The following is an 11,528-nucleotide window of genomic DNA, read 5'->3' on the forward strand; positions in this document are numbered from 1 at the left end:
CTGTCCATGGCGGAGCCCGCGCTACGCGGAACCGTAACATCTCGGGGCTAGCGCGCGGGCAACGAACACAAAAGGGGTCCCACCACCATGAAGCGGTTCCACGCCGGCGCATCGCTCGCCGTTCTCGCCTGCTGCCTGTCGCCCGTCGCCCTCGCGCAGACCGCACCCGCCGACGTCGCGGCCGAAGGCACCGACATCGTCGTGACCGCGCAGAAGCGCGCGCAGAAGATCGAGGACGTGCCGCTGACCGTCACCGCCGTGACCGCCGAGAGGATGGCCGAGATCGGCGTCAACTCGCTGTCCGAAGTCGCGCTCTACGTCCCCGGGCTGCGTATCCAGGAGCAGAGCGCGAACAACCCGGGCTTCGTCATCCGCGGCATCACCTCCGATTCGGGATCGTCGCAGCAGGGCGCGCGAGTCACGCTCTATTACAACGGCGTCGACATCTCGCGGTCGCGCGGCGCGTATCAGGACCTGTTCGATCTCGAGCGGGTCGAGGTCGTGAAGGGCCCGCAGGCGACTTTGTTCGGCACGGCCGCCGCGATCGGCGCGGTTTCGATCGTATCGGCGGTGCCCAAGCCGGGGACCGAGGCGGGGATCACCGCGACCTACGGCAACTACAACCGCGCGCAGGCGCAGGGCTATATCAACCTCGGCAACGACGTGCTCGCGGGCCGGCTGGCCTATGCGTACAAATATCGCGAGGGCTATGTTCGCAACATCGCGGGCGATCCGAACGTACCCAACCAGAACCAGGGCCGGATCGACCAGCACGACCTGAACGGGCAGAACCAGCGCGGCCTGCGCGGTTCGCTGCGCTATACCCCGAACGACGCGGTCACCGCAGATCTGGTGCTGACCTATGACGGCCAGCGCAATCCGGGCACCGCGTTCAAGAGCCGGGCCTTCGCCCCCACCGGCGGGCAGACCGGCGACTATGGCTATGCCGAGCTGTCGGGCTCGCCGTTCAGCCAGCAGGTGTTTGGCCGCTCGAAGCTGGGTCTCGATCGCAACGTCTACGACGCCAATTTCACGCTGGCGGTCGATCTGGCGCCGGGCGTTACCTTCACCACGGTCAACGGCTATCGCCGCTTCGACAGCAACGAGGTGTTCGACGCCGATGGCGGCCCCGCCTGGTATCTGGAATTCGCGGAGGACGCGAAGGGCGACCAGTGGAGCCACGAAGGCCGCTTCGCCTTCACCCGCGACACCTGGCGCGCCTCGTTCGGCTGGAACGCCTTCTTCGAGAACAACCAGCAGCGCGTGCCGTTCTCGACCGAGGAGGGCACCTACCTCGCCTGTTCGGTCACTCCCACCTTCGCCGCGATCCGCGCGAACCTGAACCTCGCGGGCATCGCGACCGGCACCGGCTGCGTCGCCGCGAACGGCACGATCCCCGCGACCCGCGCCACCGCGGTGCTGACCCGCGGCGCCGCGACGCAGATCCCGTACGCCGCGGTCTTCACGAATTTCGGCAACAACGACACGTGGTCGATGTTCGCCGACGGCACCTGGATCCCCACCCCGAAGCTTGAGCTGACCGCAGGCGCACGCATCCTGATCGAGGATCGCCAGTCGGGCTATTCCTCCACCCAGCCCAATTCGACGATCCTCGCCGCGCTGGGCGTGCGCTCCAGCCTGCTCGGCACCGCCAACACCAACAACGTGAAGTTCGAGGCGCAAAAGAGCTTCGCCGCGATCCTCCCGCGCTTCAACGCGCTGTACCGCGTCACCGATGCGATCAACCTTTACGGCACCGTCAGCAAGGGGCGCCGCTCCGCGGTCGTCCAGCTCGCCGCGAGCAGCACCGTCGCGGGCGTCGTCCCCAACCTGCAGGTCGTTCCCGACGAGATCGTCTGGAACTACGAGGGCGGCGTGAAGGGGCGTTACGGCCCATGGTCGGGTTCGCTCGGCGTGTTCTACCAGACCTATGACGGGTTCCAGGTGTCGGTGACGGAGAACGGCGTGACGACGACGCGCAGCGCGGGCTCGGCGAAGAATCTGGGCGTCGAGGCGGAAGGCAACCTGCGCCTCGGCCAGGCGCTCCAGCTCTTCGGCAGCTTCGCGTTCATCGACGGCGGAATCGGCAAGGACGCGTCGAACGGCGTGTTCGCAGGCAACCGCTTCCGCCTCCAGCCGAAATACACCGCATCGGCGGGTGCGAACCTGCGGGTGCCGCTTGGCACCAACGCGACGCTCTACGCGGTGCCCTCGGCGACCTACCAGTCGAAGGTCTTCTTCGAGCTGCCCAACCGGCAGGACATCAGCCAGGGCGGCTATACCCTGGTCAACCTGCGCGCGGGCGTCGAGTTCGCCGAAGGCCGCTACCGTATCGGCGGATTCGCCCGCAACCTGCTCAACAAGCGCTACCTGATCGACGCGGGTAACACCGGCGGCGGATTCGGCGTGCCGACCTATATCGCGGGCGAGCCGCGCTTCTACGGGGTGGAGATTGGCGGCAAGTTCTGACGCGATCGGCGCGGGCTGCGTCGCGGGACTTCCCGCGGCGCAGCAAATGCGCTAGGGGGCGCGGAACTTTTCCGCTTTCTTACATCGAGAGACCTTCATGAGCCTCCGCAACGTGGCGATCATCGCGCACGTCGATCATGGTAAAACCACCCTGGTCGATCAGCTCTTCCGCCAGTCCGGCACCTTCCGCGACAACCAGCGCATCGAAGAGCGCGCGATGGATTCGAACGATCTCGAAAAGGAGCGCGGGATCACGATTCTCGCCAAGCCGACCTCGGTCGACTGGACGCCCCCGGGCGCTTCGGAGAGCATCCGCATCAACATCGTCGACACCCCCGGCCACGCCGACTTCGGTGGCGAAGTGGAACGCATCCTGTCGATGGTCGACGGCGTCGTCCTGCTCGTCGATTCGTCGGAAGGCGCGATGCCGCAGACGAAGTTCGTGACCGGCAAGGCGCTGGCGCTGGGCCTCAAGCCGATCGTCGTCGTCAACAAGGTCGACCGCAGCGACGCGCGCATCCAGGAAGTGCTGGACGAGGTGTTCGACCTGTTCGTGTCGCTCGACGCGAACGATGAGCAGCTCGACTTCCCGGTGCTGTACGCCTCGGGCCGCAACGGCTATGCCTCGACCGACATGGACGCGCGCGAAGGCACGCTGATCCCGATGTTCGAGACGATCGTCAGCCACGTCCCCGCCCCCGCGGTGGAAGTCGAGGACGTGCCGTTCACCTTCCTGGTCACGCTGCTCGACCGCGATCCCTTCCTCGGCCGCGTGCTGACGGGCCGCGTCAATTCGGGCACGATCAAGCTCAACCAGCCGATCCACGCGCTCGACAACGATGGCAAGGTCATCGAGACGGGCCGCGCGTCGAAGATCCTTTCGTTCCGCGGGCTCGATCGCGTGCCGGTCGACGAGGCCAAGGCGGGCGACATCATCAGCCTCGCGGGCCTGTCGGTCGCCACCGTCGCGAACACGATCGCCGATCCGCAGGTGACCGAGCCGCTCCACGCGCAGCCGATCGATCCGCCGACGCTGTCGATGCGCTTCGCGGTGAACGACTCGCCGATGGCGGGCCGCGAGGGCAGCAAGGTGACGTCGCGCATGATCCGCGACCGCCTGTTCCGCGAGGCAGAATCGAACGTCGCCGTGAAGGTGACCGAAGCGTCCGATCGCGACAGCTACGAGGTCGCCGGGCGCGGCGAGCTCCAGCTGGGCGTGCTGATTGAGACGATGCGCCGCGAAGGCTTCGAGCTGGGCATCAGCCGCCCGCGCGTGCTGTTCTCCGAGGACGAGAATGGCGGCAAGACCGAGCCGTACGAAACCGTCATCATCGACGTCGACGACGAGTATTCGGGCACGGTCGTCGAGAAGATGAACCTGCGCAAGGCCGAGATGACCGACATGCGCCCCTCGGGCGGCGGCAAGACGCGCATCACCTTCTCCGCCCCGTCGCGCGGGATGATCGGCTATCACGGCGAGTTCCTGTCGGACACGCGCGGCACCGGCATCATGAACCGGCTGTTCGAGAAGTACGGCCCCCACAAGGGCAAGATCGAGGGTCGCAAGAACGGCGTCCTGATCTCGAACGGCACCGGCGAGGCCAACAACTATGCGCTGGGTCCGCTCGAGGAGCGCGGCATCCTGTTCGTCGGCCACGGCGAGGCGCTGTACGAGGGCATGATCGTCGGCGAGAACGCCAAGCCGGACGACCTTGAGGTCAACCCGATGAAGACCAAGGCGCTGACGAACTTCCGCGCCTCGGGCGGCAAGGACGACCAGGTCCGCCTCACCCCGCCGAAGCGCGCGACGCTCGAGCAGGCGATCGCCTATATCGACGACGACGAGATGGTCGAGGTGACGCCCAAGTCGATCCGGCTGCGCAAGCGCCATCTCGACGCCAACGAGCGCAAGAAGGCCTCGCGCGCGAAGGTCACCGCGTAACTTATCCGTCACCCCCGCGCAGGCGGGGGTCCATCTCCCGACCGTCGTTCGAGCGATCACGGTCACACGATGGATCCCCGCCTTCGCGGGGATGACGTAAGGGTATCGCGGCGCTAAAGCCCACATATGACCCCAACCCTCACCCCGATTCCGCAGGCCGCGTTCGTCGACGCGATCCATGCGCTGGCCGCCTCGCTCAAGGGCGACAGCTGGGCACCCGACTTCCTCGTCGGGATCGGGCGTGGCGGGTTGGTGCCCGCCACCTATCTCAGCCACGCGACGGGCAAGCCGCTGCTGTCGGTCGACCACTCGTCCGAACAGCCCGACTTCGCCGCGGACCTTCTCGAGAAGCTCGCCGCCCGCACCGTAGAGGGCACCCGGCTGCTGCTGGTCGACGACATCAACGACAGCGGGCGCACGCTCGGCTTCATCCGCGCCGCACTCAAGGCCGCGGGCGGCGACATGGCGAACGTCCGCGTCGCGACGCTGATCGACAACATCGTCTCCGCCGAGCGCGTCGACTATGCCGCGCGGACGATCGACCGGACGGTGCTCAAGGACTGGTTCGTCTTCCCATGGGAGGCCGTCGCCCCCACCGCGACGATCGTCGAGGATTCCGCCGCGGTGCCCGAACGGATCGCCTGATCCGACCGACCCCAGGTGCGTTCGTGCTGAGCCTGTCGAAGCACTGTCCTTCTACTCTTCGCGCGAAAGAAGGACGGCCCTTCGACAAGGCTCTCCCGAGCGAAGTCGAAGGGCTCAGGGCAAACGGCGTTGGGTGGCGTAGCTCCTACCCCACCAACACTACCCACTCCGTCGCCGTCACCGGCGACACCGACAGCCGCGACTGGCGCAACATCGCCATCCCCGCCAGCGCCGCATCCGCCTTCATCGCCGCCAGCGTGACGGGCGCCTTCAACGCCGCGACCGGCTCGATCCGCACCGACACCCAGTTGCCCTCGTTGCCGTCCTTTCGCGCCGCCCGCACGACGCGCGCCACACCCACCGCCGCCTTCTCCTTGCCGCTGTGATAGAACAGCGCTTCGTCCCCCACCGCCATCGCCCGCAGGTGCGCCGCCGCCGCATGGTTGCGCACGCCGTCCCACTCGGTCCCGCCATCCCGGACCAGATCGTCCCAGCCATAGCTCTCCGGCTCGGACTTCAGCAGCCAGTACGCCATCGCTTCCTCCCTGCACGCCCGGTTAACGCCGCATTCCGCACCGGTTCAGTTCGACTCGCCTACGCCACGAAACACGCTCGCAGCCTATGCGTTTGTTCCACCAGCGGACCGGGCGTACCAGTGTAAGGAGGGTTCGAGATGAACGGTTTCATGAAGAAGGCAGGACTGAGCGCCGTCCTCGCGGCGACCGCGCTGACGGCGGCCGTGCCGGCGGATGCGCAGCGCTGGGGCGGCTATCGCGGCCACCGCGGCAATGGCGGCGATGTCGCGGCGGGAGCGGTGCTCGGCGGCATCCTCGGGCTCGGGGTCGGTGCGGCGATCGCGTCGAGCAACAACAACCGCTATTACGATCGGGGATATTACGATCGCGGCTATTATCCGCAGCCGCGCGGCTATTACAACGCGCCCCCGCCGCAGGTCTATTACAACGACTATCGCTACAACTACCAGCCGCGGTGCTGGAACCAGTGGCGGTGGGATCCCTATTACGGGCGGAATGTCCGCGTCCGGGTCTGCGACTGACATCGGGACGACGGGTCGGACGGCGCGGGAGGCGACTTCCGCGCCGTTTCGGTTGCCCCCCGCAGGATCGACCGCTAGATGCGCGCGGATGACCGACACGCCCCCCGACCGCCTTTCGATCGACCCCAGCAGCCCGCATTTCGACCAGCCCACGCTGGAACGCGGGATCGGCATTCGCTTCAAGGGCGTCGAACGCCGCGACGTCGAGGAATATTCGGTGTCCGAAGGCTGGATCCGCGTCGCGCTCGGCAAGAAGGTCGATCGCAAGGGACGGCCGCTGACGCTCAAGCTGACCGGCGAGGTCGAGCCTTATTTCGAACGCCCCGCGGCGGATGCGGACGCGAGCGAAGACGCGGAATAATTTGCGTCGACACGCGGGCGATGACAGCCTGCCCGCATGGAGAGACTGACCGCCGCGCGCCGCCTCGTCGCGCATATCGCCGAGCATTTGCAGGCGGATGCCTCGCTCCAGCTGTGGAACGGCGAGGTCCTGCCACTCGGGCCGAACGCGCGTGACGATATCCGCATCGTCATATCCTCGCCCGCCACGATCGGCCGGTTGGTGCGCTCGCCCAAGCTGACCACCCTGGTGGAGGTGTACCTCGCAGGCGGGCTCGACATCACCGGGGGCAGCCCGCTCGAGGCGCTCGACCGCTGGGACCACCTCCGCGCCGTCCACCTCAAGCGCGACGTCGACAAGGCGCTGGTGCTGCGCTGCGCCCTGCCCTTCCTGACCGCGCGGCCGCCCGCGGACGCCGGCATGGGCTTCGCCGCCCAGGTGAAGCGGATCGCCGGGCGCGGGCGCGATGACCAGGCGATGATCCAGTTCCATTACGACGTGTCGAATGCCTTCTATGCGATGTTCCTCGATGCGGAGATGCAATATTCCGCCGCGGTGTTCGACAGTTTCGACACCGATCTGGATACCGCGCAACGCACGAAGCTCGACCTGATCTGCACCAAGCTGCGGCTGAAGCCGGGATCGCAGATGCTCGACATCGGCTGCGGCTGGGGCGGGCTTGCGTGCCATGCCGCGGAGCATTACGGCGCGACCGTCCACGGCGTGACGCTGAGCCAGGCGCAGCTCGATCGCGCATGGCAGCGCGTGCACGAGCGCGGGCTGGCGAACCGGGTGACGCTGGAGCTGCGCGACTATCGCACGCTCGACCAGCCCGAAGCCTATGACGCGATCGCGCAGATCGGGATGTTCGAGCATGTCGGGATCGACAATCACGACACGTTCTTCGCGCAGATGAAGACGCTGCTGAAGGGCAACGGCCTGTACGTGCATCAGGCGACGACCAGGCGGGCGATGATGGACCTGTCGAAGTTCCGCAAGCAGAGCGCATACATGAAGGTCATCAACCGCTGGATCTTCCCCGGCGGCGAGCTGGATTACATCGGGCTGACGACGACCAACCTGGAACGCCACGGCTTCGAGGTGCGCGCCGTCGAGACGATGCGCGAGCATTATTATCTGTCATTGAAGGCGTGGAGCGAACGGCTCTACGCGCGCAAGGACGAGGCGGCGGCGGAAGCGGGACTGACGCGCACGCGGCTGTGGCTTTTGTATTTCGCACTGTCGTGCATGGGGTTCCGGCGCGGTGTGCTGTGCGATTTCCAGACGCTGGCGCAGAAGCGGGTGACGGGGTTGTCGGGGCTGCCTTTGCGGGGGCTTTGAGCGGTTTCCGGTTACCTTTCACCAACTCGGTTCGGCCTGAGCGACGTCGAAGGCTCCCCGTTCCGCAGGATGACGTTCCCTGACATGCAGGAGGGCGACGACTTGATCTTGCGGATCACGGTAGCCACTGCCGACAAACGCGGCGGCCTCGTCGCACGCGTTGAGGTCGACGACGATCACAAGGTAGGAAATCGTGTAAGGGGATCGTTACTGACGAACTATCCCAATCTGGATGAACTCCGGTCGGGTATTGCCAAGCCAATGAAGCACGAAACCGAAAAAGCAGTGCTGATCGGAAGGCAGCATCGACTTTATATCATTGCTGCCGTTCACACGTAAACGCGTGACGGGGTCGTCGTTCAACGGTTACACCTAGCCCCCGTTCGCACTGAGCTTGTCGAAGTGCTGCCTTTTTCTCGTCCGTTGAGGAGAAGAACAGCACTTCGACAAGCTCAGTGCGAACGGGGGAGATATCAATGGATGGAGATGTCAACGGGAGAGGGCATCAAACCGTCTCCAGCGCCTCGCTCGCCTCCATCCACCGTGCCTCCGCGACCTCGATCCGGTCCGCAAGCTCGGCGCGCCGCTTCATCAGGTCGCTCATCGACAGTTTGGCCAGATGCCCCGGCGCGGTCGAGGGGTCGAACATCGCGCGTTCGATCGCGGCGCGCTGTTCGGTGAGCTTGGCGAGTTCGCCTTCGGCTTCCTTCGCCGCAGCGCGCAATGCCTTCTCCGCATCGCGCGCGGCGGCGGCGGCGGCCTTGTCCTTCTTTTTCGTCGCCTTCTCGGTCTTCGAATCGCCCGACAGGATCATCGCGATGTAATCGTCGAGCGTGCCGTCATAGTCCTTCGCGGTGCCGTGATCGACCAGCACCAGCCGGTCCGCGGTCAGCTCGACCATGTGGCGGTCGTGGCTGACGAGGATGACCGCCCCCGTATAGTCGTTGAGCGCCTGGACCAGCGCCTCGCGCGCATCGACGTCGAGATGGTTGGTCGGCTCGTCGAGGATCAGCAGGTGCGGCGCGTCGCGGGTGATGATCGCGAGCGCGAGGCGCGCGCGCTCGCCGCCCGACAGCTTGCCGACCTTGGTCGTCGCCTTGTCCCCCGAAAAGCCGAACCGGCCGAGCTGCGCGCGCACCGCGGCGGGGCTGGCGCCCTTCATCGTGCGCGTCATGTGTTCGAGCGGGGTGTCGTCGGTATCGAGCTCCTCGACCTGATACTGCGTGAAATAGCCGACCGACATCTTGCCCGTCGCCGCCATTGCGCCATCCATCGGCGCAAGCTGTGCGGCGAGCAGGCGGGCGAGCGTCGTCTTGCCGTTGCCGTTGCGGCCCAGCAACGCGATCCGGTCGTCGGGATCGATCCGCATGTTGAGCCGCTTGAGGATCGGCGTCTCCGCATAGCCGACCGACGCGTGATCGAGCGTGATGAGCGGCGGGCGCAGCTCGGTCGGGTTGGGGAAGCCGAACGACAGCGTGGGGTCGTTCGCCATCTCCGCGATCGGCTGCATCTTCGACAGCATCTTCTGCCGGCTCTGCGCCTGCTTGGCGGTCGAGGCGCGCGCGGAGTTGCGGGCGACGTAATCCTGCAGCTTGGCGCGCTGCGCGTCCTGGCTGGCCTTTGCGGCGGCGAGCTGCGCCATCCGCTCGGCGCGCTGCTTCTCGAACGCGTCGTAGCCGCCGGGATAGAGCGTGATCTTGCCGCCCTGGAGGTGGAGGATGTGGTCGACGACGTTGTTGAGGAAATCGCGCTCGTGGCTGACGACGACGATCGTCGCCTTGTAGCTCTGGAGGAAGTCCTCGAGCCACATCACCGCTTCGAGATCGAGGTGGTTCGACGGCTCGTCGAGCAGCAGCAGGTCGGGCTGCGAGAACAGCAGGGCCGCGAGCGCGACGCGCATCTTCCACCCGCCCGAAAAGCTGTCGAGCGGCTGCGCCTGCATCGCCTCGTCGAAGCCGAGGCCCAGCAGGATGCGGGCGGCGCGCGCCGGCGCGGTGTACGCATCGATCGCGATCAGGCGTTCGTAGATGTCGCCGAGCTTTTCGGGATCGGTCTCGGTCTCGCTCGCGACCATCAGCGTGGCGCGCTCGGTGTCCGCCTCCAGCACGGTGTCGAACGGCGTCGCGGTGCCGGTGGGGGCCTCCTGCGCGATATAGCCGATGCGGCTGCCGCGCGGCATGTCGGCCGAGCCGCCGTCGGGCTCGAGCAGCCCCGCGATGACGCGGACCATCGTCGACTTGCCCGCGCCGTTGCGCCCGATCAGCCCGACGCGGCTGCCCGGAGGAAGCGCCGCGGTCGCGCCGTCGAGGATCGTGCGGCCGCCGAGGCGCACGGTGATGCCGTTGAGGTTGAGCATCGTCGGGCCATAGCGGAAAATGGTGCGATGCGGAATGGGGTGTGTCGGCCTGGGAACAGCGGTTGTCCCTGCCCCGTTCGCACCGACCCTGTCGAAGTGCTGCCTTTCTTCTTCGACCGGCGCGGAAGAAGGACAGTGCATCGACGGGCTCAGCACGAACAGAGCTAGCGGCAGCGCGTCAGATCAACCCCTCATGCGTCATTGCCGTCACCACCGACGGCAGCTGCATCATCCGGTCGCGATACGCCACCAGCGCGGCCGGCGCGTCGACGCCCATCTTCTTCGCCCACAGCAGCATCACGAACAGGTAGAAGTCCGCGACGCCCACCTGCGCGCCGAACAGATAGTCGCCCTGCATCGTATCGGCGAGATGCGTCATCCGCTGGACGATCGTCTCCCCCGCCTTGGCCTTGTCGGCGTCGCTGCCGCCCGCGAAGAACGGCTTGAAACTCTTGTGGATCTCGGTCGAGATAAAGGCCAACGCCTCGAGCAGGTGGGTGTGGCCCATCGCGCCTTCGGGCTTCAGCGCGCCGTCCTGATGCGCGATCCAGTCGAGGATCGCGATGTTCTCGCTGAGCGTCTCGCCGCTGTCGAGCGTCAGCGCGGGGACATAGCCCTTGGGATTGATCGCGGCGAAGTCCGCGCCGCTCTCGGTCGTCTTCGCCTTGAGGTCGACCTTTTCATGTTCGAATGCCAAGCCGGCTTCGTGGAGCGCGATATGGTCGGCCAGGCTGCATGCGCCGGGGGAGTAATAGAGCTTCATGTCGGTCCTCTCGGGGGTTCGTATTGAGAGGGGAACGCTTGAGGCGGCGATCAGTCGCGGGCGAAGATTTCCGCGTGGGGGATGGTAAGGTGCAGCGAGGGTAGCGCGACGTCGCATAGCCGGAACGGTGTATCGACCCAATCGTCATCCCGGCGCTGACTGATGGCCACCGTCTCGGCGTCGGGATCGATGAAGACGATCGTGTCGACGGTGTCGATCGCGCGATATTCCTCCTTCTTGACGCGAAGATCGAGATCGCGGGTCGAAGGCGACAGGACCTCGAATAGGACACGCGGCGCGGTAAGGCGAATGTCACGACCCATGTCGCCAGCACTGCCGCAGTCCACCGTGATATCCGGATGGCGGACCGACAGGTCATGTGCGCGCACCGACATGTCGGAGCCGTAGGGGCGGCAGCCCGACCCATGCAGGCGAATACCCAGCGCGATCATCACATTCGCCTGTACCCGCGCATGGTCGCGCATACCGCCCGCCATCATGCGGATGTAGCCGTTATTCAGCTCGGCTTTCAGATCGGGACCGAAATCGATCTGGTAGAACTCCTCGGCTGTCAGGAGCCGCGGATTCGAAAGGGCGAGCAGGCTTGCCATCCCG

Annotated in this window: 11 protein-coding genes; 7 read left to right on the top strand and 4 right to left on the bottom strand. The window is 66.3% G+C overall.

Annotated elements, in window-relative coordinates:
* The first annotated feature begins 87 nt into the window (after positions 1–87).
* The 3 genes from ACV7NO_RS15390 (at position 88) to ACV7NO_RS15400 (ending at position 5,056) form a co-directional block, all read left to right on the top strand.
* Positions 88–2,469 carry a TonB-dependent receptor gene (locus tag ACV7NO_RS15390; protein ID WP_463406833.1) on the top strand — a complete coding sequence of 794 codons (2,382 nt, stop codon included), beginning with the start codon at positions 88–90 and terminating at the stop codon, positions 2,467–2,469.
* Between the two features lie 97 nt (positions 2,470–2,566).
* Entirely contained in the window at positions 2,567–4,411 is a 1,845-nt protein-coding gene (gene typA / locus ACV7NO_RS15395) for a translational GTPase TypA (protein ID WP_463406834.1), read from the top strand.
* 126 nt (positions 4,412–4,537) lie between these two features.
* Positions 4,538–5,056 (top strand): phosphoribosyltransferase, encoded by a 519-nt coding sequence (locus ACV7NO_RS15400; RefSeq protein WP_463406835.1) that lies wholly within the window; start codon positions 4,538–4,540, stop codon positions 5,054–5,056.
* A gap of 145 nt (positions 5,057–5,201) precedes the next feature.
* Here ACV7NO_RS15400 and ACV7NO_RS15405 read toward each other — a convergent pair whose 3' ends face one another.
* Positions 5,202–5,591: an EVE domain-containing protein gene (locus tag ACV7NO_RS15405; protein WP_463406836.1), complete on the bottom strand. Its 390-nt coding sequence runs from the start codon at positions 5,589–5,591 to the stop codon at positions 5,202–5,204.
* A gap of 138 nt (positions 5,592–5,729) precedes the next feature.
* Here ACV7NO_RS15405 and ACV7NO_RS15410 point away from each other — a divergent pair, with 138 nt between their 5' ends.
* From ACV7NO_RS15410 to ACV7NO_RS15425, 4 genes are all read left to right on the top strand, one after another.
* Positions 5,730–6,113, top strand: coding sequence for a hypothetical protein (locus tag ACV7NO_RS15410; RefSeq protein ID WP_463406837.1), 384 nt, complete (start codon positions 5,730–5,732; stop codon positions 6,111–6,113).
* Positions 6,114–6,201: 88 nt separating this feature from the next.
* Entirely contained in the window at positions 6,202–6,474 is a 273-nt protein-coding gene (locus ACV7NO_RS15415) for a DUF3297 family protein (protein ID WP_463406838.1), read from the top strand.
* 36 nt (positions 6,475–6,510) lie between these two features.
* Entirely contained in the window at positions 6,511–7,794 is a 1,284-nt protein-coding gene (locus ACV7NO_RS15420) for a class I SAM-dependent methyltransferase (protein WP_463406839.1), read from the top strand.
* Between the two features lie 69 nt (positions 7,795–7,863).
* Complete coding sequence (locus ACV7NO_RS15425) at positions 7,864–8,133, top strand: hypothetical protein (protein ID WP_463406840.1); 270 nt, start codon at positions 7,864–7,866, stop codon at positions 8,131–8,133.
* Between the two features lie 166 nt (positions 8,134–8,299).
* Here ACV7NO_RS15425 and ACV7NO_RS15430 read toward each other — a convergent pair whose 3' ends face one another.
* The 3 genes from ACV7NO_RS15430 to ACV7NO_RS15440 all read right to left on the bottom strand — a co-directional run bounded on the left by ACV7NO_RS15430 (position 8,300) and on the right by ACV7NO_RS15440 (position 11,524).
* Positions 8,300–10,150, bottom strand: a complete 1,851-nt coding sequence (locus tag ACV7NO_RS15430; RefSeq protein ID WP_463406841.1) for an ABC-F family ATP-binding cassette domain-containing protein — start codon at positions 10,148–10,150, stop codon at positions 8,300–8,302.
* Between the two features lie 178 nt (positions 10,151–10,328).
* Positions 10,329–10,913, bottom strand: coding sequence for a glutathione S-transferase N-terminal domain-containing protein (locus ACV7NO_RS15435; protein WP_463406842.1), 585 nt, complete (start codon positions 10,911–10,913; stop codon positions 10,329–10,331).
* Between the two features lie 50 nt (positions 10,914–10,963).
* Positions 10,964–11,524 carry a Uma2 family endonuclease gene (locus ACV7NO_RS15440; RefSeq protein WP_463406843.1) on the bottom strand — a complete coding sequence of 187 codons (561 nt, stop codon included), beginning with the start codon at positions 11,522–11,524 and terminating at the stop codon, positions 10,964–10,966.
* Positions 11,525–11,528: the final 4 nt, after the last annotated feature.

The organism is Sphingomonas sp. Ell38C01, from assembly GCF_055231975.1.

Bases quoted from the DNA above. Each gene is read 5' to 3' on its own strand.
- ACV7NO_RS15390 (WP_463406833.1), top strand. From the start codon at position 88: ATGAAGCGGTTCCACGCCGGCGCATCGCTCGCCGTTCTCGCCTGCTGC.
- typA (WP_463406834.1), top strand. From the start codon at position 2,567: ATGAGCCTCCGCAACGTGGCGATCATCGCGCACGTCGATCATGGTAAA.
- ACV7NO_RS15400 (WP_463406835.1), top strand. From the start codon at position 4,538: ATGACCCCAACCCTCACCCCGATTCCGCAGGCCGCGTTCGTCGACGCG.
- ACV7NO_RS15405 (WP_463406836.1), bottom strand. From the start codon at position 5,591: ATGGCGTACTGGCTGCTGAAGTCCGAGCCGGAGAGCTATGGCTGGGAC.
- ACV7NO_RS15410 (WP_463406837.1), top strand. From the start codon at position 5,730: ATGAACGGTTTCATGAAGAAGGCAGGACTGAGCGCCGTCCTCGCGGCG.
- ACV7NO_RS15415 (WP_463406838.1), top strand. From the start codon at position 6,202: ATGACCGACACGCCCCCCGACCGCCTTTCGATCGACCCCAGCAGCCCG.
- ACV7NO_RS15420 (WP_463406839.1), top strand. From the start codon at position 6,511: ATGGAGAGACTGACCGCCGCGCGCCGCCTCGTCGCGCATATCGCCGAG.
- ACV7NO_RS15425 (WP_463406840.1), top strand. From the start codon at position 7,864: ATGACGTTCCCTGACATGCAGGAGGGCGACGACTTGATCTTGCGGATC.
- ACV7NO_RS15430 (WP_463406841.1), bottom strand. From the start codon at position 10,150: ATGCTCAACCTCAACGGCATCACCGTGCGCCTCGGCGGCCGCACGATC.
- ACV7NO_RS15435 (WP_463406842.1), bottom strand. From the start codon at position 10,913: ATGAAGCTCTATTACTCCCCCGGCGCATGCAGCCTGGCCGACCATATC.
- ACV7NO_RS15440 (WP_463406843.1), bottom strand. From the start codon at position 11,524: ATGGCAAGCCTGCTCGCCCTTTCGAATCCGCGGCTCCTGACAGCCGAG.